At 73.8% G+C, this 19,927-nt stretch carries 17 protein-coding genes; 13 read left to right on the top strand and 4 right to left on the bottom strand.

Going from position 1 to position 19,927, the window contains the following annotated elements:
* Positions 1 to 21 precede the first annotated feature (21 nt).
* Both HNR12_RS11570 and hpf read left to right on the top strand, forming a co-directional pair.
* Positions 22 to 744 carry a ComF family protein gene (locus HNR12_RS11570; RefSeq protein ID WP_179767494.1) on the top strand — a complete coding sequence of 241 codons (723 nt, stop codon included), beginning with the start codon at positions 22 to 24 and terminating at the stop codon, positions 742 to 744.
* Positions 745 to 1,567: 823 nt separating this feature from the next.
* Positions 1,568 to 2,245, top strand: a complete 678-nt coding sequence (gene hpf / locus HNR12_RS11565) for a ribosome hibernation-promoting factor, HPF/YfiA family (protein ID WP_179767493.1) — start codon at positions 1,568 to 1,570, stop codon at positions 2,243 to 2,245.
* 95 nt (positions 2,246 to 2,340) lie between these two features.
* Here the strand turns inward: hpf and HNR12_RS11560 are convergent, their stop codons facing one another.
* Positions 2,341 to 2,781 (bottom strand): hypothetical protein, encoded by a 441-nt coding sequence (locus tag HNR12_RS11560; protein ID WP_179767492.1) that lies wholly within the window; start codon positions 2,779 to 2,781, stop codon positions 2,341 to 2,343.
* Positions 2,782 to 3,053: 272 nt separating this feature from the next.
* Between HNR12_RS11560 and secA the strand changes: the two genes are divergently transcribed.
* The gene (gene secA / locus HNR12_RS11555) at positions 3,054 to 5,963 is read left to right on the top strand and encodes a preprotein translocase subunit SecA (RefSeq protein WP_179767491.1); all 2,910 of its coding nucleotides are present in this window, start codon (positions 3,054 to 3,056) and stop codon (positions 5,961 to 5,963) included.
* Between the two features lie 211 nt (positions 5,964 to 6,174).
* On the opposite strand, the gene HNR12_RS11550 is transcribed toward secA, so the two are convergent.
* Both HNR12_RS11550 and HNR12_RS11545 read right to left on the bottom strand, forming a co-directional pair.
* Positions 6,175 to 7,596 carry a PTS transporter subunit EIIC gene (locus tag HNR12_RS11550; RefSeq protein WP_308118526.1) on the bottom strand — a complete coding sequence of 474 codons (1,422 nt, stop codon included), beginning with the start codon at positions 7,594 to 7,596 and terminating at the stop codon, positions 6,175 to 6,177.
* A 75-nt stretch (positions 7,597 to 7,671) separates the two neighbouring features.
* Positions 7,672 to 8,412 carry a GntR family transcriptional regulator gene (locus HNR12_RS11545; RefSeq protein ID WP_179767490.1) on the bottom strand — a complete coding sequence of 247 codons (741 nt, stop codon included), beginning with the start codon at positions 8,410 to 8,412 and terminating at the stop codon, positions 7,672 to 7,674.
* Between the two features lie 177 nt (positions 8,413 to 8,589).
* On the opposite strand from HNR12_RS11545, the gene HNR12_RS11540 reads away from it, so the two are divergent.
* From HNR12_RS11540 to HNR12_RS11510, 7 genes are all read left to right on the top strand, one after another.
* A complete protein-coding gene (locus HNR12_RS11540) occupies positions 8,590 to 9,633 on the top strand; it encodes an SIS domain-containing protein (protein WP_179767489.1) in 1,044 nt (347 codons plus the stop codon).
* A gap of 115 nt (positions 9,634 to 9,748) precedes the next feature.
* Positions 9,749 to 9,997, top strand: a complete 249-nt coding sequence (locus HNR12_RS11535) for a PTS glucose/sucrose transporter subunit IIB (protein WP_270074524.1) — start codon at positions 9,749 to 9,751, stop codon at positions 9,995 to 9,997.
* A 91-nt stretch (positions 9,998 to 10,088) separates the two neighbouring features.
* Positions 10,089 to 10,535, top strand: coding sequence for a PTS sugar transporter subunit IIA (locus HNR12_RS11530; protein WP_179767487.1), 447 nt, complete (start codon positions 10,089 to 10,091; stop codon positions 10,533 to 10,535).
* Positions 10,532 to 11,215 carry an HAD family hydrolase gene (locus HNR12_RS11525; RefSeq protein ID WP_179767486.1) on the top strand — a complete coding sequence of 228 codons (684 nt, stop codon included), beginning with the start codon at positions 10,532 to 10,534 and terminating at the stop codon, positions 11,213 to 11,215. The genes HNR12_RS11530 and HNR12_RS11525 overlap by 4 nt, the downstream gene beginning before the upstream one ends.
* Before the next feature lie 64 nt (positions 11,216 to 11,279).
* Complete coding sequence (locus HNR12_RS11520; protein ID WP_179767485.1) at positions 11,280 to 11,543, top strand: HPr family phosphocarrier protein; 264 nt, start codon at positions 11,280 to 11,282, stop codon at positions 11,541 to 11,543.
* 12 nt (positions 11,544 to 11,555) lie between these two features.
* The gene (gene ptsP, locus HNR12_RS11515; RefSeq protein WP_179767484.1) at positions 11,556 to 13,238 is read left to right on the top strand and encodes a phosphoenolpyruvate--protein phosphotransferase; all 1,683 of its coding nucleotides are present in this window, start codon (positions 11,556 to 11,558) and stop codon (positions 13,236 to 13,238) included.
* A 275-nt stretch (positions 13,239 to 13,513) separates the two neighbouring features.
* Positions 13,514 to 15,199 (top strand): glycoside hydrolase family 3 protein, encoded by a 1,686-nt coding sequence (locus HNR12_RS11510; protein ID WP_179767483.1) that lies wholly within the window; start codon positions 13,514 to 13,516, stop codon positions 15,197 to 15,199.
* A 76-nt stretch (positions 15,200 to 15,275) separates the two neighbouring features.
* Here HNR12_RS11510 and HNR12_RS11505 read toward each other — a convergent pair whose 3' ends face one another.
* Positions 15,276 to 16,475 carry an acyl-CoA dehydrogenase family protein gene (locus HNR12_RS11505; protein WP_179767482.1) on the bottom strand — a complete coding sequence of 400 codons (1,200 nt, stop codon included), beginning with the start codon at positions 16,473 to 16,475 and terminating at the stop codon, positions 15,276 to 15,278.
* A gap of 218 nt (positions 16,476 to 16,693) precedes the next feature.
* Here HNR12_RS11505 and HNR12_RS11500 point away from each other — a divergent pair, with 218 nt between their 5' ends.
* The 3 genes from HNR12_RS11500 (at position 16,694) to pruA (ending at position 19,891) form a co-directional block, all read left to right on the top strand.
* On the top strand, positions 16,694 to 17,368 hold the full coding sequence (locus HNR12_RS11500) for an HAD family hydrolase (protein ID WP_179767481.1): 675 nt from the start codon (positions 16,694 to 16,696) through the stop codon (positions 17,366 to 17,368).
* Positions 17,369 to 17,595: 227 nt separating this feature from the next.
* The gene (locus tag HNR12_RS11495; protein ID WP_179767480.1) at positions 17,596 to 18,060 is read left to right on the top strand and encodes a DUF6912 family protein; all 465 of its coding nucleotides are present in this window, start codon (positions 17,596 to 17,598) and stop codon (positions 18,058 to 18,060) included.
* A 202-nt stretch (positions 18,061 to 18,262) separates the two neighbouring features.
* Positions 18,263 to 19,891 carry an L-glutamate gamma-semialdehyde dehydrogenase gene (pruA, locus tag HNR12_RS11490; protein WP_179767479.1) on the top strand — a complete coding sequence of 543 codons (1,629 nt, stop codon included), beginning with the start codon at positions 18,263 to 18,265 and terminating at the stop codon, positions 19,889 to 19,891.
* Positions 19,892 to 19,927: the final 36 nt, after the last annotated feature.

The following is a 19,927-nucleotide window of genomic DNA, read 5'->3' as shown; positions in this document are numbered from 1 at the left end:
GCGCGCGGCGAACCTGGGGCCATGGAACGGTTCACCGCGCACCCGCCCCTCGTCCGCACCCCCGGCCCCCGCCCCGCCCTGGCCGTGCTCGCCGCGCTGCTGCTGGGCGACCGCTGCGCCGCCTGCGGCCGGTCCGGGCCCCGGCTGTGCCGCCGCTGCGCGGCCGGGATCGGCGCCCGCGCCCACCGCTGCCGGCACCGGCCCGGCTGCCCGCCGGTGTGGGCCGCGGGCTACCACCGCGGCCTCGACCGCGTGCTGCTGCTGGAGTTCAAGGAGCGCGGCGCGCGCGGGCTGGCCGCGCCGCTGGGCGCGCGGCTGGCGGCGGCCGCGGCCGCCGCCGCGGGGCCGCGCCCCGGCGTGCTGCTGGTGCCGGTGCCCGCGCGGCCCGGCGCCCTGCGCAGGCGCGGCTACGACCCCGTGGCGCTGCTGGCGCACGCCGCCGCGCGGGCGCCGGCGGCCCGCGGCCACCGGGTGGCGCCGCTGCTGGTCCACCGGCGGCGCGTGGCCGACCAGGTGGGGCTCGACCGCGCAGGGCGGCGCGCCAACCTCACCGGCGCGCTGGCGGTCCGCGCCGGCCCGGCCGGGGTGCCCGGCCGGGCGCGCGGCGGCGCCGTGCGGGGTGCGCCGGTCGTGGTCGTCGACGACGTCGTCACCACCGGCGCCACCCTCGCCGAGGCGGCGCGGGCGCTGCGGGCGGCCGGCGCCCGGGTGGTGGGCGGAGCCGTGCTGAGCGAGCGCCGGTGACCCCCGAGCGGCCGTGCGGACACCACCGCGCTGATTTTTTACCTTTGCCCCGAATTCGCCGCCTGATCGGCGCGTTCGCCGCACTTCGCGTGCCCGCCGGGGCCGTACGGAGCACGATCGCGACCTGACATCTGAGGGAACTCGGGTTAGCGTTCAGGACATGGCACCCGTCCGGGTCCGTGGTTGCGCCGGGTACAGCGTCCCCTCGCGGGGGCGCGAATCCGGCAAGCCGATGCCAGCCGCAGGCGAAACGGCCCACGTAAGGCGACTTTTCGTCGACCGATCACGGTGCGGCTTAGAGGTAAGTCCTGCCCCGCGGAGGGACCCGATGTCCCTCGCTGGCGGGAGAAGGGCAGTAGTCGCACTCAAGCGCGGCGACCCCCTCAGCAGGCGGATGTGGGGACGAAGACCAGGTCGGCCGGACGGGTGGCATGCCCCTTCGGCGTGCCCCGGATCCGCTCCCCGCCGCCGCTCCCGCCGCGCCGCGCCCGCCTCCGGCACCGATTCCGACCCCGCCCGGGCCGCGCCTCCGCCCGGCGTGTCCGCGGTGTCCGATTCGGGTTCCCCCGCCGCGCGATTGGCGCCCCGCACCCGGATACGAGCCGTGATCTTGTGGGTATACGGAGAGCCACAACACCATAGGCACCAGGACCATAGGCACCAGGACCGACCCAGCCACCCGCGCCCGCCTCTCCGGCGCGGCGGGTGGACGGAGAGGAGGCACGCGGAGACGTCGAGCCGCTCCGCGTCGTCCGGCGCGCAGCGGTGAAACGCCAGCACCACGGGCCATCGACTCCGATGGTCACGCGTTGAAGGGGGTCTAGTGGACATCATCGTCAAAGGTCGCCGCACGGGTGTCAGCGACAAGTTCCGGCAGCACGTCGAGAACAAGCTGCGCAAGCTCTCCAAGTGGGAGAAGAAGGGCATGACCGTCGATGTGGAGGTGTCCAAGGAGCGGAATCCCAAGCTCGCCGACGAATGCGAACGCGTCGAGCTGACCATCCGCTCCGCCGGCCCGGTCATCCGCAGCGAAGCGTGCGCCGCCGACCGCTACAACGCGCTCGACCTCGCGGTCGACCGCATCGAGGCGCGGCTGCGCAAACTCGCCGATCGCAAGAAGGTCCACAAGGGCAACCGGGCCCCGGTGTCGGTGGCCGCCGCCACCGCGAGCCTCGCCAACGGCACCCCGGGCGCCCTTGGCGAGGTCGCCGAACCTCCGGCGGTGCCGCGCCCGGCCCGCGAACCCGACGAGTTCGACGGTGCGGCCGTTGACGACCAGTTCGCCGACGAGTTCGTCGAACTCGACACCCAGGGCGGGCGGCCGGTGATCGTCCGCGAGAAGTTCCACTCCGCCAAGCCGATGACCATCGACCAGGCCCTCCTGGAGATGGAACTCGTCGGGCACGACTTCTACCTGTTCCACGACGAGGACCGCGACGCCCCCAGCGTGGTCTACCGCCGCAAGGGGTTCAACTACGGCGTGCTCCGCCTGGTCGACTGACTTCTCCGGCGGGTGCGTTCCCGCGCCCCCGCCGCCTGACCCGCGCGCGCCGACGCCCCGGCACGGGACCGGGGCGTCGGCGCGAAGCGGGCGCGTCAGGTGTCGGTGGCGGCGCGGTGGCCGTCGCGCAGTTCGGCCTGGGCGCGGTCGTGCGCCTTGATCCGGTGCAGGGGGGTGTTGTGCGGTTCCTCCGACTCGTGGTGGGGGGAGTCCAGCACGACGTCGGTGAAAATGTCGGTGACGAAGCAGAGCACGCCGCCGACGGCCATGAGCACCACGGCCGCGCCGATCAGCCACCAGTTGAGCCCGAGCGCGATCCCCAGGCCGCCCAGCACGAACCCCACGACGATCACGCCGACCGCCAGCCAGGACCCGATCCGCCCGCGGTGGCTCTGGGTGGGCGCGAACTGCCCGCCCTCGCCCTGGTAGCCGCGGACGTAGCGGTGCTCCTGCTTCTTGTCGCGCTCGAACGCGCCGTCGCCGCCTTCGGCGCTGCGGTGGTCGTGGCCGGTGTCGCTGCCTTTCGGTTCGGTCATTTCGGCACCCCCGGTACCAATCGGCGTGCACTTCGCACGCGCTGCCGTTTTCGGCTCGGTCCTTGCGTCCTTTCCGTCTTCCTTCTTCGGGTATCCCCGCCACCTGCGAAGTAAACGGAGGACAACACGCGGCGGCACGCCGGGCGGCCATCCACAGTGACGACGCGTGCGTGTACGGCGAGGCAATAGGGTCGCCTACGATGGAAAGCTGGGGGTCAAGGATCCGTCCCGCCTCCGGACGCGGGCCCAGATCTGCGAGGAGCGCATAGCAAGTGCCAGGCATACTCGACAAGGTCCTCCGCGCGGGCGAAGGAAAGATCCTGCGCAAGCTGCGGAAACTCAGGGACCAGATCAACTCGATCGAGGACGACTTCGTCGATCTCAGCGACACCGAGCTGCGCGAGCTTACCGATGAGTTCCGCGAGCGCCACAAGGACGGCGAGTCCCTCGACGACCTGCTGCCCGAGGCGTTCGCCACCGTCCGCGAGGCCGCCAAGCGCACGCTGGGCCAGCGCCACTTCGACGTCCAGCTCATGGGCGGCGTCGCGCTGCACCTGGGCAACATCGCCGAGATGAAGACCGGTGAGGGCAAGACCCTGACCTCCACCCTCGCGGTCTACCTCAACGCGCTCTCGGGCAAGGGCGTGCACGTCGTCACGGTCAACGACTACCTGGCCAAGCGCGACGCCGAGAACATGGGCCGCATCTACCAGTTCCTCGGCATGGAGGTCGGGGTCCTCTCGCCCGACATGCGCGGCCCCGAGCGTCGCGCGGCCTACGCCGCCGACATCACCTACGGCACCAACAACGAGTTCGGCTTCGACTACCTGCGCGACAACATGGCGCTGTCGCTGGAGGAGACCGTCCAGCGCGGCCACGCCTTCGCGATCGTCGACGAGGTCGACTCCATCCTCATCGACGAGGCCCGCACCCCGCTGATCATCAGCGGCCCGGCCGAGCAGAACTCCAAGTGGTACGCGGAGTTCGCCAAGATCGCGCCCCGCCTGCGCCGCGACGTCGACTACGAGGTCGACGAGAAGCACCGCACCGTGGGCATCACCGAGAGCGGCGTCGCCAAGGTCGAGGACTACCTGGGCATCGACAACCTCTACGAGTCGGCGAACACCCCGCTGATCAGCTTCCTCAACAACGCCATCAAGGCCAAGGAGCTGTACCGGCGCGACAAGGAGTACATCGTCAAGGACGGCGAGGTGCTCATCGTCGACGAGTTCACCGGCCGTGTGCTGCGCGGGCGCCGCTACAACGAGGGCATGCACCAGGCGATCGAGGCCAAGGAAAAGGTCCGGATCAAGGACGAGAACCAGACCCAGGCCAAGATCACCCTGCAGAACTACTTCCGCCTCTACGACAAGCTGGCCGGCATGACCGGTACGGCCGCCACCGAGGCCGCGGAGTTCAACCAGACCTACGGCATCGGCGTGGTGCCCATCCCCACCAACAAGCCGATGGTCCGCACCGACGAGCGCGACGTCATCTACAAGGGCGAGGAGGCCAAGTTCGAGGCCGTCGTCGACGACATCGCCGAGCGGCACGAGGAGGGCCAGCCGGTCCTCGTCGGCACCACCAGCGTCGAGAAGTCCGAGCTGCTGTCCAAGATGCTCAAGCGGCGCGGCATCCCGCACGAGGTCCTCAACGCCAAGAACCACGCGCGTGAGGCGTCGATCATCGCCCGCGCGGGCCGGCTCGGCGCCGTCACCGTGGCCACCAACATGGCCGGCCGCGGTACCGACATCATGCTCGGCGGCAACCCCGAGTTCATGGCCGACGAAGAGCTCCAGAAGCGCGGCCTGCAGCCGCTGGAGACCCCCGAGGAGTACGAGAAGGCCTGGCCCGAGGCGCTGGAGAAGGCGAAGAAGGAGGTCGAGAGCGAGCACGAGCAGGTCGTGGAGGCCGGCGGGCTCTACGTTCTGGGCACCGAGCGCCACGAGTCCCGGCGCATCGACAACCAGCTGCGCGGCCGCTCCGGCCGCCAGGGCGACCCCGGCGTCTCGCGGTTCTACCTGTCCCTTGAGGACGACCTCATGCGCCTGTTCAACAGCGCGCGGGTCGAGATGATCTACGACCGGCTGAACATCCCCGACGACCAGCCGATCGAGTCCAGCGTCGTCACCAAGGCCATCCAGTCGGCGCAGGCGCAGGTCGAGCAGCAGAACTTCGAGATCCGCAAGAACGTCCTCAAGTACGACGAGGTCCTCAACCGCCAGCGCAAGGTCATCTACGCCGAACGCCGCAAGGTGCTCGAAGGCGCCGACCTCAAGGAGCAGGCGCTGGGCATGATCGACGACGTGCTCGACGGCTACGTCCGCGCCGCCACCGCCGAGGGCGACCCCGGCGACTGGGACTTCGACAAGCTGTGGACCGCCTTCAAGCAGATCTACCCGGTCAGCTTTACCGTGGACGAGTTGATCGAGGAGAACGGCGGCGAGCTCGCCAACCTCACGCCCGACATCATCGCCGAGCGCGTGATCGAGGACGCCCACACCGCCTACGAGGCGCGCGAGGAGGCGCTGGGCGCCGACAACATGCGGGTGCTGGAGCGCCGGGTCATCCTCATCGTGATGAGCCGCAAGTGGCAAGAGCACCTCTATGAGATGGACTACCTCCAGCAGGGCATCGGCCTGCGGGCCATGGCGCAGCGCAACCCGCTGATCGAGTACCAGCGCGAGGGCTTCGACATGTTCCAGCAGATGCTGGAGGCCATCAAGGAGGAGACCGCCAGCACCCTGTACCGGGCCGAGGTCCGGCCGGCGCGCACCGCGGTCACCGCGGCCACCGCGGCCGCCACCGCCGGCGCACGCGGCGCGGCCCTTGCCACCGCGCCCTCGGGTACCGCCACCGAGGAGACCGATGAGGACACCGGCTCCGGCGACTCCGCCTCGGGCGCGGCGGCCGACTCCGCCGCCGCGGCCCCCGCGGAAGCCGATTCCGAGGAGGCCGCCGCGGAACCGGTGGGGTCCGCTGACGACGACCTTGAGGTAGCGGGCCTGTCCGACCTCCGCCCGAGCCGGCTGCAGTACTCCGCGCCGGCCGAGGGCGGCGGTGTCGAGACCCGCACCGAGACCGTCGAGGACGCCTACGCCGGCACCTCCCGCAACGCCCCGTGCCCCTGCGGCTCGGGCAAGAAGTACAAGCGCTGCCACGGCGACCCGCGCAACCGCTGACAGGCGTCGGCGGGCGGGGCCGGGCACCGGCACACGACGGCGGCCGGAGGACGATCCTCCGGCCGCCGTCGGCGTTCGCGGGCTCGTCCGGGAAACGGGGGCGGCCGCCCCGGCACGGCCCCGGCCGGTCCGCTCGCCGGCCCCGAACGGAGGGGGCGGGCCCCGCCCGCGCGGGACCCGCCCCCCGTGTGCCGTGGCCGACCGGCGGCCGCTAGGGCGCCGACGGCGGCGGGGTGCCGCCCTCGCCGCCCTTGTCCGCCGGGGTGCCGGCGGCCGGAGCGGTGTCGGGGTTGGCCGCCACCGAGGCCTTCTCCTCCACCGGCTCCCGCCCGGGGGTGGGCAGGTTCATCCGGGTGATCAGGAAGTAGAAGACCACGTAGTACAGGCCGAAGTAGACCACGCCCAGCAGCAGGATCCACAGCAGGCCGGTGGTGTTGGACTTGAACGCGTTGAGCAGCAGGTCGATCAGGCCCGCCGAGAACCCGAAGCCCAGGTGCGCGTCGAGCGCGTTGAGCAGCGCCATCGAGACACCGGTCAGCACCACGTGCACCGCGTACAGCACCGGCGCGATGAAGATGAACGCGAACTCGATCGGCTCGGTGATACCGGTGACGAACGCGGTCAGCGCCGCCGAGATCATGATGCCGCCCACCGCCGCGCGCTGGCTGGGGTGCGCCGCGCGCCACATCGCCAGGGCCGCCGCGGGCAGGCCGAACATCAGCACCGGGAAGAAGCCCGACAGGAAGCCGCCGGCCGTGGGGTCGCCCGCCAGGTAGCGGTTGATCTCGCCGTGGACCACGTCGCCGGTGGCCGGGTCGGTGTAGCTGCCGAACACGAACCACACCACGGAGTTGACGATGTGGTGCAGCCCGAACGGCAGCAGCAGCCGGTTGACCACGCCGTAGACGCCGGCGCCCACCGCGCCCGAGCCGACGATCCACTCGCCGAGGCCGTTGATCCAGCCGCCCACCGTGGGCCACACGAACCCGAACACGACCGCCACCACCAGGGCCGCCACAGCCGTGACGATGGGGACGAACCGGCGCCCGCCGAAGAAGCCGAGCCAGGCCGGCAGCTTCACGCGGTAGTAGCGCTGCCACAGCAGCGCCGCCAGCAGGCCGATCACGATGCCGCCGAGGACGTCGGTGGGGTTCTTGACGCCCCAGTTGATCGCCTCGGCGCCCTCGGCGTCGAAGGTCGTGATCCGCTCGCGCAGCTCGCCACTGGGGTCGAAGTTGAAGAACATGTAGCGGGTCACGCGGTCGAAGACCACGTAGCCCACGACCGCGGCCAGGGCGGTGGAGCCGTCGGCGCGCCGGGCGAAGCCGATGGCCACGCCCACCGCGAACAGCAGCGGCAGCGCCTGGAAGAGGGCGTCGCCGGCGGTGCCGATGACGCCCGCCACGGGCTCCATCCAGCCGAGGCCGCCGACGTCGGCCAGGCCGCCGGGCTCGGCGCCGTTGCCGCCGAGCATGTCGCCCTGGCCCAGCCGCAGCAGGATGGCGGCGGCCGGCAGGACGGCGATGGGCATCATCAGGCTGCGGCCGATGCGCTGCAGCACGCCCAGGATCGCCGAAGACGATCCCGACGATGTCTGGGGCTGACCGCCGGCGGCGGTCGATGTGGAACTCACGGGTTCCTCCCACTGGTGAACGGGTCGGATGTGGTGGACGCACGGACGGCCGTGCGCGGTGGGCCCGGGCGCTGGTCAGGAGCCGCCCGGACGTCGGGGATCGAGACGGGAGTGGAGGGTGTAGCGGTCCGCGCGGTAGCGCGAGATCGCGAGTTCCACGCAGCGGCCGTTGGCGAAACTGCGCCGCCGCATGGACAGCACCGGGCTGCCCTGGGGCAGCCCGAGCAGCTTGGCGTCGGCGGGGTCGCAGATCCCGGCCTCGATGGTCTGCTCGCCGGAGTCCAGGATGATCCCGTACTCCTGCTCCAGGACGGAGTACAGCGAGCGACCCGTCAGCGGGTGCCGGTCCAGGTCCGGCGCGAGGTCGACGGGGATGTTGGAGCGCTCCACGGCCATGGGCTCGTCGTCGGCGGTGCGCAGCCGCTCGATGTGGTGCACCGGCGCCTCGGGCGGCAGGCCCATGGCGCGGGCGGTGCCGCCGCTGGCGGGGACGACGCGCCGCAGCAGGTCCTGGGAGCCGGGCCGGAAGCCGCGGGCGCGCATGTCCTCGGTGAACGAGGCGAGCGCCAGCGACATCTCGATCTTGGGGCGGGCCACGAACGTGCCCTTGCCCGGGACCCGGTACAGCTTGCCCTCCGACACCAGCAGGTCGATGGTCTGGCGCACCGTCATGCGGGACAGGCCGTAGCGCACGCCCAGTTCGCGCTCGGAGGGAATGGGGTCGTCGACCGACAGGCCCGTCTCGACGATCCAGTCCAGCAGGATGTCCCGAAGCTGGGAGTACTTCGGGACCGGACTCGTGGGATCGATCGCCATGGGCGTGCCTGTTCCGTCGTGTGACATTCTGGTATGACTGGTATAGGCCGGACTAGACCACAGGTCGGCTCGGTGTGTCAACATGTGGACGCCCGCCTCCGGACCGCCCCCCTGCCCGGCGCCATCGTCGCAGGTCAGCGGTGCACCGGCACGCGGCTCGAAAACCGAGGAGACACGATGACAACCACGACCAGCGTCATGCGCGCTGAGATCGCCGAGCAGCCGGCGGCGCTGCGCGCCACGCTCGACACCCTGCTGCCGCTGACCTCGGAGATCGCCGCCCTGGGCCGCCAGACCCGCCAGGTGCTCTTCATCGCCCGGGGGTCCTCCGACAACGCCGCCGTCTACGGCGGCTACCTGCTCCAGGCGCACAGCGGGCGCCTGGCCACCCTGGCCTCCCCCTCCATCGCCACCACCTACGGCGCCAAGGTCGACCTCGACGGCGTGCTCGCCGTTGCCATCTCCCAGTCCGGGCGGACCGAGGAGATCGTGGAGACCATGGCGTGGGCCGCCGACTGCGGCGCCCGCACCGTGGCCGTCACCAACGGCGAGGGCTCCCCGCTGGCCGAGGCCGCCGACGTCGCCCTGGTCACCCGCGCCGGCACCGAGCTGGCCGTGCCCGCCACCAAGACCTACACCACCCAGCTCGCCGCGCTGGCCGTACTCGCGCTGGGCCTGGGCGCCGACCTGGACCCCGCCGAGCTGACCCGGGTGCCCGACGCCGTCGACCAGGTGCTCGCCCAGCCCGAGGACGACGTCGAGGCCATCGTGGAGCGCCTGGTCGGCGTCCAGGGCGCCGTGGTGTCCGGGCGCGGCATGGCGTTCTCCACGGCCCTGGAGGCCGCCCTCAAGCTCAAGGAGGCGTGCTACCTGCACGCCATGGGCCTGTCCTACGCCGACCTGCTGCACGGCCCCATCGCGGTCGTCGACTCCACCACCCCCGCGCTCCTCACCGCCGCCAACAGCGGACCCACCCTCTCGGGCACGGTCGCCCTGGCCGAGCGCGTCACCGCCGCCGGGGCGCCGGCCTTCGGCATCGGCGGCGGCGCCGCCCTGGCCGGCGCCTGCGACCTGGCCGTCCCGGTGCCCGACCTGCCCGAGTGGCTCGCCCCCATCGGCCTTATCGTGCCCGCCCAGCTCATCACCGAGCGGCTCGCCCGGCGCCTGGGCTACAACCCCGACGCGCCGCGCGGCCTGGGCAAGGTCACCCAGACCTCCTAGGCGCCACTCCCACCGGGCCGTAAGCTCGGAGAATCCCCAGCGTCCGCCTCCGGCGGCAGCAGCCCGCGCGCCCGCGCGGGCCGCCCGCCGGCGCGCCGGCGCACGTACGACCGAACTGGAGGAACCCATGGCCGACAAGGCAGCGGCGATCGTCGCCGGGCTCGGCGGCGCCGACAACATCGAGGACATCGAGGCGTGCATCACCCGGCTGCGCACCGAGGTCGGCGACCCCGGCAAGGTCGACGAGCCGGCGCTCAAGGCGGCCGGCGCGCACGGCGTGCTGATCTCCGGCAACGTCGTGCAGGTGGTGGTGGGGCCCGAGGCCGACGCGCTCACCGACGACATCCAGGACCTGCTGGGCTGACACCGCAACCCGGTGCGCTGACAGCAGCGACATCCGCCACCGGCGCGGCCGGCACCGTGCCCGCCGCGCCCCGTTCGACAAGGAGGTGGCCGTGCTCACCGTCCTCACCCCCGTCCCCGGAACCGCCGTCGCCATGAGCGAGGTCGACGACCCCGTCTTCGCCCAGGGCATGGTCGGCCCCGGCGTGGCCGTGCAGCCGGCCCGGCACCGCCACGAGGCGGTCGCGCCGATCGCCGGGCGCATCGTCAAGCTCCACCCGCACGCCTTCCTCGTCCTCGGCGAGGGCGGCCGGGGGGTGCTGGTGCACCTGGGCATCGACACCGTCAAGCTCGACGGCGCCGGCTTCGAAACCCTGGTCGAGGAGGGCGCCGCGGTCGAGCCCGGCACCTCCGTCATCCGCTGGGACCCCGCCGACGTGGAGCGGCAGGGCCTGTCCCCGGTGGTGCCGGTGGTGGCGCTGGAGGCCGACGCCGCCGCGGTCGCCGACCCCGCGGCCGGGGAAGTCGCCGCGGGCGACACGTTGTTCAGGTGGGCATGAGCCTCCAGACCGACACCCCGCCCCGCGCCGCCCTCTTCGACCTCGACGGGACCCTGATCAACTCCGAGCCGCGGTCCATGGAGGTCTGGTCGCGGCTGCTGGACCTGCACAACATCCCCCACGACGAGTCCACCCTCCACCGCTTCATGGGACGCCGCGGCACCGACGTCCTGGAGGAGGACCCCTCCCTGTTCCCCGGCGTCACCTGGGACGTGCTGCTGGCCGAACTCCAGGTCATCCAGTCCGCCCCGGACCTGCCCGAGACGCGCGAACTCCCGGAGTCGGCGGCCTTCGTGCGCCGCCTGCACGCCGAGGGGGTCCCCTTCGCGCTGGTCACCTCGGCCGGGCCGCAGTGGGCCGAGATCGCGCTGGAGCGGCTGGGGGTGCGCTCCATGTTCAAGGGGCTCATCACCGCCGCCGACGTGACCGAGGGCAAACCCCACCCCCAGGGCTACCTCGCGGGAGCGGATCTGTTGGGATACGCACCCGAGCACATCGTCGTGTTCGAGGACACACCCGCCGGAATCGAGGCGGGGCGGCGCGCGGGGATGCGCGTGGTCGCCATCACGACCACGCACCACCCCGACGTGCTGAGCGGGGCCGATCTGATCGTCGACCACCTCACGGAGGTCGACTGGCCCCGGTTGGCCCGCGTCGACCGCCCCGGCGCCCCGGACTGACCACGCACCGCCCGATCCACCCACCCCGAACCAATCCCAGCTACCCGGAAAGTAGGTGCCTCCCGTGGCCCAACGCCGAGTCACAGTCGAGTCCAAGGTCGGCCTGCACGCCCGCCCCGCCGCCATGTTCGTCGAGGCCGCGTCCAAGGCCGGGGGCCAGGTGACCGTCGCCAAGGGCGAGGGCACCCCCGTGTCGGCCAAGAGCATCCTCGCCGTCATGGGCCTGGACGTCCGCAACGGCGACGAGATCGTCATCGACGTGGAGGGCGAGGGGCCTGACGCCGACGCCCTGCTCGACCGCCTCGCCGAGATCGCGAACGCCGACTAGGTGGGGGACGACATGGCGCAGACCTACCGAGGGGCCGGGGTCAGCCCGGGCGCGGGCTACGGCCCCGTCAAGCGGCTGACCCGCGAGGTGCCTCAGCCCGCCCCCGACGCCCGCCACGCAGGCGACGCCGAGGCCGAGGCGCGGCGCGCCGTGGCCGCGATGGAGCAGACCGCCCAGGACCTCACCGCGCGCGGCGAGCGGGCCGGGGGCGAGGCCGCCGAGGTGCTCAGCGCCCAGGCGCTCATGGCCCGCGACCCCGCTCTGGCCGACGACGTCCGCCGCCGCGTGGGCGAGGGCGCCGACGCCGCGCGGGCGGTGTCGGAGGCCATGGCGGTCTACCGCGACATGCTCGCCAACGCGGGGGAGTACCTGGCCGCGCGCGTCGCCGACCTCGACGACGTGCGCGACCGGATCGTCGCCCGCCTCATGGGCGCCCCGATCCCGGGGATCCCCGACTCCGACAGCCCGTTCGTGCTCGTCGCCGAGGACCTCGCGCCCGCCGACACCGCGGTCCTGGACCCCGCCCAGGTCGTGGCGTTCGTGACGCGCGAGGGCGGTCCCACCAGCCACACCGCCATCCTCGCCCGGTCGCTGGGGCTGCCGGCCGTCGTCGCCTGCGCGGGTGCCGACGCCATCGCCGAGGGCACCATGCTGCTGGTCGACGGCGCCACCGGCGAGGTCGTCGCCGACCCCGACCCCGCCGCCGTCGAGGCCGCCACCGCCGCGGCGGCGGCCCGCGCCAGGGCCGCCGCGCAGAGCACCGGGCCCGGGCGCACCGCCGACGGCCACCCGGTTCCGCTGCTGGCCAACATCGGCGGCCCCCAGGACCTCCCGGCGGCCCTGGAGAACGGCGCCGAGGGCGTGGGCCTGTACCGCACCGAGTTCCTGTTCCTGGACCGGTCCGACGCGCCCGGCCACGACGAGCAGGTCGCCGCCTACCGGGCGGTGCTGGAGGCGTTCCCCGGCGGGAAGGTCGTGGTGCGCACGCTGGACGCCGGCGCCGACAAGCCGCTGGCGTTCCTGCCGGCTCCGGCGGCCGAGCCCAACCCGGCGCTGGGGGAGCGGGGGCTGCGGATGATGCGCCGCTTCCCCGAGACCCTGGACGCGCAGTTGGCGGCGCTCGCCGAGGCCGAGCGCGGCACCGACGCCGAGCTCCAGGTCATGGCGCCCATGGTCACCGACGCCGAGGACTCCGAGTGGTTCGCCGCCGTGGCGGCCAAGGCGGGGGTCCAGCAGGCCGGCGTGATGATCGAGGTCCCGGCGGCGGCGCTGCGCGCCCGGCACATCGCCGCCTCCGCCGCGTTCTTCAGCATCGGCACCAACGACCTCACCCAGTACACCTGCGCCGCCGACCGCGAGACCGGCGGCCTGGGCCGGTTCCAGGACCCCTGGCAGCCGGGCGTGCTGGACCTGGTGGCGGTGGCGGCCTCGGCCGCGGCCGAGGCCGGGCGCCCCTGCGGTGTCTGCGGCGAGGCCGCCGCCGACCCGCTGCTGGCGTGCGTGCTGACCGGGCTGGGCGTGACCAGCCTGTCCATGGGCGCCTCGGCGCTGCCGCTGGTGCGGGCGGCGCTGGCGCGCGTGGAACTCGCGCAGTGCCGGGCCGCCGCCGACGCCGCCCTGGCGGCGCGCGGTCCCGAGGAGGCGCGCGCGGCGGCCGCCGCCGCCCTGCCCGGGCTGGCCGAGCTGGGGCTGTAGGCGGTATTCGCGCACGGCGACGGGGGTCGCGGGCACCGCCCGCGGCCCCCGTCGGCCGTTTCCGGAGCCGCCGCGCCGTGCGGCGGGGCCCGCCTGTGGACAACCGCCGCCCCGGGCCGCCCGGAGCGGTTATCGTGGGTCCGCCGGGGCACCCGCCCGCGCCGCGCCCTGAGCGCGGTGGCCGCATCGGTCCCTTCGGCCCCGCCGCGCCCGGCCGTCCGCAGAACCCGCTCGCCGCGCCGCCGCGTCCCGCCGCCGTCCTTCGGAAGGTCCGCATGCACCTGTGCCGCGCCCTCGCGCTCCTGGGCGCCCTCGTCCTGCTGCTCACGTCCTCGGCCTGCGCCCAGGGCGGCTCCGGCGGCCCCTCGGGCCCCAGCGCCTCGCCCGACGCCCAGGAGCGCGAGCGGGAGCGTGAGCGCCTGGCCGAGGAAAAGGCCGACCAGGTCCTCGCCGACATGTCCACCGACGACAAGATCGGCCAACTGCTGGTGCTCACCGCCCAGGGCACCACCGCCCAGGACAGCGCCGGCCTCATCGAGCGCTACCGCCCCGGCGGGCTCATCTACTTCCCCGAGAGCCTCACCGGCGCCGAGCAGATCGCCCGCATGTCCAACGGCCTCCAGCGCGCCGCCGCCGACCACGGTGCGGGGGTGCCGCTGTTCCTGGGCGTCGACCAGGAGCAGGGCATGGTGTCGCGGGTGCCGGTGGGCACCCGGTTCTCCGACGCCATGGCCGTGGGTGCCACCCGCGACCCCGGCCAGGCGGCAACGCTGGCCCGGGTCACCGCCGAGGAGCTGACCGCGCTGGGCATCAACCTCGACTACGCCCCCGACGCCGACGTCAACTCCAACCCCGCCAACCCGGTGATCGGCATCCGGTCCTTCGGCTCCGACCCCGGCCTGGTCGCCGACCTGGCCGCCGCCGAGGCCGAGGCGTTCAGCGACGCCGGCGTGGTGCCCGTGGTCAAGCACTTCCCCGGCCACGGCGACACCGCCGTCGACAGCCACACCGGGCTGCCGGTCGTGGACAAGACGCGCGAGGAGTGGGAGCGCGAAGACCTCCCGCCGTTCCGCCGCGCCGTGGAGTCGGGCGTCGACGCCGTCATGACCGCCCACGTGGTCCTGCCCGCGCTGGACGACTCCGGCGAGCCCGCCACGCTCTCGCCCCGGGTCGTCCAGGACGTCCTGCGCGACGACCTCGGCTACGACGGCATCGTCACCACCGACGCCCTCAACATGGAGGGCGTCCGCCAGACCCACGACGACGGCGAGGTCGCCGTGCGCGCGGTGCTGGCCGGCGTCGACCAGCTGCTCATGCCGCCCGACCCCCAGGCCGCCGTCGACGCGCTGCGCGCGGCGGTCGAGGACGGCCGCATCAGCCGCGACCGGCTCGACGACTCCGTCCGCCGCATCCTCAAGGTCAAGGCCGAACGCGGCCTGTTCGACGCCGAGCCCGTCGACGCCCAGGCCGCCGCCGACGCGCTGGGCACCGACGACCACCGTGCCGCCGCTGCCGAGCTGGCCGACCGGTCGGTGACCCTGCTGCGCAACGAGGGCGGCGCGCTGCCCCTGGCCGAGGGCGCCACCGTCAGCGTCACGGGTTCCGGCGCCGAGGAGATCGGCGCGGAGCTGGAGCGGCTGGGGTTCACCGTCACGGCCGACCCCGCCGGTGCCGATCTGGCGGTCGTGGGCACCCTCAACGCGCGCGGCGACGCCGGCCAGGCCGCCCTGGTGGAGTCCGCCGCCGCCACCGGCACGCCGGTGGCCGTGGTGGCGCAGGGCAACCCCTACGACATCGCCGAGCTGCCCGGGGCCGACGCCTACCTGGCCGTCTACTCCGCGGTCGACCCCGCGCGCGCCGCCGCGGCGCGGGCGATCGCCGGCGAGGTCGCGCCCTCGGGCCGGCTGCCCGTCGACATCCCCGGTACCGACCTGGAGTTCGGCGACGGCCTGGAGTACTGACCCGCCCGGGGCGCCCGCCGGCGGGCGCCCCGGGGGCGCAACCCCCGCATGAGGCGGCGCGGGGCCGGGGCACGGCTCAGGCGTGCCGCTTGACCTCCTGGCGGGCCAGCGAGCGCAGGTGCACCTCGTCGGGGCCGTCGAAGATCCGCATGGCGCGGGCGTGGGCGTACATCCGGGCCAGCGGGAAGTCGTCGCTGACCCCCGCGCCGCCGTGGACCTGGATGGCGCGGTCGATCACGTCCACGGCCACACGCGGCGCCGCCACCTTGATGGCCGAGATCTCGGTGCGCGCCTCCTTGGTGCCGTGGTTGTCGATCAGCCACGCGGTCTTGAGCACCAGCAGCCGCGCCTGCTCGATCGCCAGCCGCGACTCCGCGATCTGCTGCTGCACCACGCCCTGGGCGGCCAGCGGCTTGCCGAACGCCACGCGCTCGTTGGCGCGGCGCACCATCAGCTCCAGCGCGCGCTCGGCCATGCCGATGGCGCGCATGCAGTGGTGCACGCGGCCCGGCCCCAGCCGCGCCTGGGCGATCATGAACCCGTCGCCCTCTCCGGCTATGAGGTTGGCGGCGGGCACCCGCACGTCGGTGAACCGCAGCTCGCAGTGCCCCTCCTGGTCCTGGTACCCGAACACCGGCAGGGAGCGCACGACCTCCACGCCGGGGGTGTCGCGGGGCACCAGGATCATCGACTGCTGCCGGTGGGCCGGGCCGTCGGGGTCGGTCTTGCCCATGACGATGAAGACCGCGCAGCGGGGGTCGGCGGCGCCGCTGATCCACCACTTGCGGCCGTTGACGACGTAGTCGCCGCCGTCGCGGACGATGGAGGTCGCGATGTTGGCGGCGTCGGAGGAGGCGACGTCGGGCTCGGTCATGGCGAACGCCGAGCGGATCCGCCCCTCCAGCAGCGGCTCCAGCCAGCGCGTGCGCTGGTCGGTGGTGCCGAACATGTGCAGCACCTCCATGTTGCCGGTGTCGGGCGCCGAGCAGTTCAGCGCCTGGGGCGCGAGCACCGGTGAGCGGCCGGTGACCTCGGCCAGGGCGGCGTAGTCGGTGACGCTCAGCCCGCTCACCTCGGGCAGGAACAGGTTCCACAGGCCGCGGCGGCGCGCCTCGGCCTTCAAATCCTCCATGACCGGCGGCAGGTCGTGGTTGTCGTGGCCGGCCGCGGCCCGCCACCGGTGGTAGACCGGCTCGGCGGGGTAGACGTGCTGGTCCATGAACTCGTGCAGGTTGGCGAGGTACTCCCGCGCGGTGGGGCTGGGGTCGAAGTCCATGTACCGCAGTATGCCATCAGACCGACTGGTCGGTACCGTCTGATGGGGGTCGGGCGCTCCGCCGCACCCGGGGGATTGGCCGGGCCGCGGTGGGGGAACAAACCCGCCCCGGGCCTGCGGCGACGAGGGGGCGCCCGCGCCGCGGGCCGCAACCCCGGGACCGCGCGCCGACCCCGGCACGCGGCGGCGGGCGCCGACGACCGAAGGCGAGGCAGTACATGGCCGGACAGTCCGGACAGTGCCGTGCGATCATCACCGACTGGGGCGGCGTGCTGACCTCCCCCCTCCGCGAGACCATCGACGCCTGGCTGGTCGCCGACGGCATCGACCAGCAGGGCTACCGCGCGGTCATGCGCTCCTGGGTCGAGGGCGCCTACGCCGGCGGGCCGGCCGCGACCAACCCCATCCACGCCCTGGAGCGGGGAGAGGTCCCCGTCGCCGAGTTCGAGCGGATGCTGGCCGCCGAACTCCGGCTGCTCGACGGCGGCCCGGTGCCCGCCGAAGGGCTTATCACCCGGATGTTCTCCGGCTTCCACCCCGTCGAGGAGATGTACGCGCTGCTGCGCCAGGCGCGGGAGCGGCGCGTGCGCACCTGCCTGCTGTCCAACTCCTGGGGCAACGGCTACCCGCACGACCGCTTCGCCGAGACCTTCGACGCCGTCGTGATCTCCGGCGAGGTGGGCATGCGCAAGCCCGAGCCGGGGATCTTCCGCCGCGCGGTCGAACTGACCGGGGTGCCCGCCGAGGAGTGCGTGTTCATCGACGACATCGAGCACAACGTGCGCGCCGCCGTGGAACTGGGCATGACCGGCATCCTGCACACTGACCCGGCCGAGACCCGCGAGCGCCTCGCCGAGACCTGCGGCGTGGAGTTCGACCCGCTGCCGTCCTAGACGGCCCCGCCCGCGAGGCCGGGGACGCGGCCGGGCGGCGGGCCGCCGAGGGCGGTGCGCAACCGCCGCCCCTGCCCCGGCGTCCGTGCCGCGGCCACCGCCGAGTCGCCGGGCGCACCGCCCGGCGGCTCTGGCACACTTGGCACGCCCGCGCGCGGCGGCCCGCCGCCCGCGCCGGCCGCTCGCCCCCCGGCACCCACCCGACCACGGACCCACCAGAGCCACGGATGCGCATCTACCTTCCCAGCACCTTCACCGGCCTCGCCGCCCTTCTGGACCAGGGCGAGGTCGGCGGCGCCCCGCTGCGCGCCTACGCCGTCACCCCGCACCTCAGCGGCGGCGACCGCCCGGCCGACGACGAGGAACTGGAGTACGAGGCGCTGCGCGGCGCCGCCCGCGCCAGCCTCCGGCTGCTCGCGGCCGACCCCGGCGCACCGCGCCGCCGTGCCGTGATCGCCGCCGAGATCCCCGACGCCGCCGTCAGCGCCGACCCCGCGCCCGGCGACCCCGCCGCCGTCAGCGTCGCCGGCACCGTGCCGCTCAAGCGGGTCGCCGCCCTGCACGTCGACGCCCCCGAGGCCGCCGACGCCGTCGCCGCGGCCGTGGCCGACCCCGGCGCCGGACACGACGAGGACGAGGAACTGCTCTGGTACGCCACCCAGGAGCTGCCCGACCTGCTGGGCCGCCGCTGAGGCGGCCCGGCGCCCCCAGCCCTCGCACGGGCGGTGGGGAGGAGTCGACGGCGCCGACGGCACCGGGCGCACCGGCCGCACCCCGGACGATTACCGCACACGCGCCGACGGGTATGCATGACCGCGTGGAGACCGGCGCCGGTTCCGCACGAGGCCCCGGCGCCGCCGGGACCACGCCCCACCCCGACCGGGAGGCAGTGCGATGGACGCCGTCACCAACGTCCCCGAGCCCGTCAACGAACCCAACCTGAGCTACGCCCCGGGGACCCCGGAGCGCGCCGCGGTCGAAGCCGAGATCGCGCGGCTGTCGGCCCAGGAGGTCGACCTCGGCCAGACCATCGGCGGTGAGACCGCGCCGGGCGCGGGCGAACCCATCGCCGCCGTGCAGCCCCACCGGCACGGCCGCGTCCTGGGCCGCATGACCAACGCCACCGCCGCCGAGGTCGCCCGTGCCGTCGACGCCGCCCGCGCGGCCGCCCCCGCCTGGCGCGCCATGCCTTTCGACGAGCGCGCCGCCGTGCTGCTGCGCGCCGCCGACCTGCTGGCCGGGCCCTGGCGGCAGACCCTCAACGCCGCCACGATGCTGGGGCAGTCCAAGTCGGTGCAGCAGGCCGAGATCGACGCCGCCTGCGAGCTGATCGACTTCTGGCGCTTCAACGTCGCCTTCGCCCGCCGGCTCTACACCGAGCAGCCGATCTCGGTGCGCGGAGTGTGGAACCGGCAGGAGTTCCGCCCCCTTGAGGGGTTCGTGCTGGCCATCACGCCGTTCAACTTCACCGCCATCGCCGGCAACCTGCCCACCGCGCCGGCCCTCATGGGCAACACCGTGGTGTGGAAGCCCTCGCCCACCCAGACCTACTCCGCCTACTTCCTGCTGCGGCTGCTGGAGGAGGCCGGCCTACCGCCCGGCGTGGTCAACCTGGTCACCGGCGACGGCGCCGCCGTCTCCGAGGTCGCCCTGGCCCAGCCCGACCTCGCCGGGATCCACTTCACCGGCTCCACCCGGACCTTCCAGCACCTGTGGCGCACCGTGGGCCACAACATCGCCGACTACCGGTCCTACCCCCGCATCGTCGGCGAGACCGGCGGCAAGGACTTCATCGTCGCCCACACCAGCGCCGACCCCGCCGTGCTGCGCACCGCCATGATCCGCGGCGCCTTCGAGTACCAGGGCCAGAAGTGCTCGGCCGCCTCGCGCGCCTACGTGCCGCGCAGCGTGTGGCGCTCCCTGCGCGACGACCTCGTCGCCGAGGTGGAGTCGCTGACCATGGGCGACGTCACCGGCGACGTGTCCACCTTCATGGGCGCCGTCATCGACGACCGCGCTTTCGCCAAGAACGCCGCCGCGCTCAAGCGGGCCGCCGACACCGACTCCATCACCGTGCTGACCGGCGGCGGCGCCGACGACTCCGAGGGCTACTTCGTCGAGCCCACCGTCATGGAGTGCACCGACCCCGAGGACGACGTGTTCCGCACGGAGTACTTCGGGCCGCTGCTGGCCGTGCACGTCTACGACGACTCCCGCTACGACGACGTGCTGGCGCAGATGGCCGACGTCGCGCCCTACGCGCTGACCGGCGCCGTCATCGCCCGCGACCGCGCCGCCATCGCCCGCGCCGACGCCGCCCTGCGGTTCTCGGCCGGCAACTTCTACGTCAACGACAAGCCCACCGGGTCCATCGTGGGCCAGCAGCCCTTCGGCGGCGCCCGCGCCAGCGGCACCAACGACAAGGCGGGCTCGGTGTTCAACCTCGCCCGCTGGGTGAGCCCGCGCGCGGTCAAGGAGACCTTCGCGGCCCCCACCGACTGGCGCTACCCGCACATGGGCTGAAGGGCCGGCCGCGCCGCCCGGGGAGCCGTCCGGCCC

It is taken from the genome of Streptomonospora nanhaiensis (genome assembly GCF_013410565.1).
In the GTDB taxonomy this organism is placed as follows: domain Bacteria; phylum Actinomycetota; class Actinomycetes; order Streptosporangiales; family Streptosporangiaceae; genus Streptomonospora; species Streptomonospora nanhaiensis.
This window is presented reverse-complemented; position numbering and strand designations above follow the sequence as displayed.

What these genes read in the sequence shown, in the direction of transcription:
- HNR12_RS11545 (WP_179767490.1), bottom strand. Translation starts at nt 8,412, where the DNA reads ATGGCGATCGATCCCACGAGTCCGGTCCCGAAGTACTCCCAGCTTCGG.
- HNR12_RS11510 (WP_179767483.1), top strand. Translation starts at nt 13,514, where the DNA reads ATGCACCTGTGCCGCGCCCTCGCGCTCCTGGGCGCCCTCGTCCTGCTG.
- HNR12_RS11505 (WP_179767482.1), bottom strand. Translation starts at nt 16,475, where the DNA reads ATGGACTTCGACCCCAGCCCCACCGCGCGGGAGTACCTCGCCAACCTG.
- HNR12_RS11495 (WP_179767480.1), top strand. Translation starts at nt 17,596, where the DNA reads ATGCGCATCTACCTTCCCAGCACCTTCACCGGCCTCGCCGCCCTTCTG.
- HNR12_RS11540 (WP_179767489.1), top strand. Translation starts at nt 8,590, where the DNA reads ATGACAACCACGACCAGCGTCATGCGCGCTGAGATCGCCGAGCAGCCG.
- HNR12_RS11570 (WP_179767494.1), top strand. Translation starts at nt 22, where the DNA reads ATGGAACGGTTCACCGCGCACCCGCCCCTCGTCCGCACCCCCGGCCCC.
- HNR12_RS11500 (WP_179767481.1), top strand. Translation starts at nt 16,694, where the DNA reads ATGGCCGGACAGTCCGGACAGTGCCGTGCGATCATCACCGACTGGGGC.
- HNR12_RS11560 (WP_179767492.1), bottom strand. Translation starts at nt 2,781, where the DNA reads ATGACCGAACCGAAAGGCAGCGACACCGGCCACGACCACCGCAGCGCC.
- ptsP (WP_179767484.1), top strand. Translation starts at nt 11,556, where the DNA reads ATGGCGCAGACCTACCGAGGGGCCGGGGTCAGCCCGGGCGCGGGCTAC.
- HNR12_RS11525 (WP_179767486.1), top strand. Translation starts at nt 10,532, where the DNA reads ATGAGCCTCCAGACCGACACCCCGCCCCGCGCCGCCCTCTTCGACCTC.
- pruA (WP_179767479.1), top strand. Translation starts at nt 18,263, where the DNA reads ATGGACGCCGTCACCAACGTCCCCGAGCCCGTCAACGAACCCAACCTG.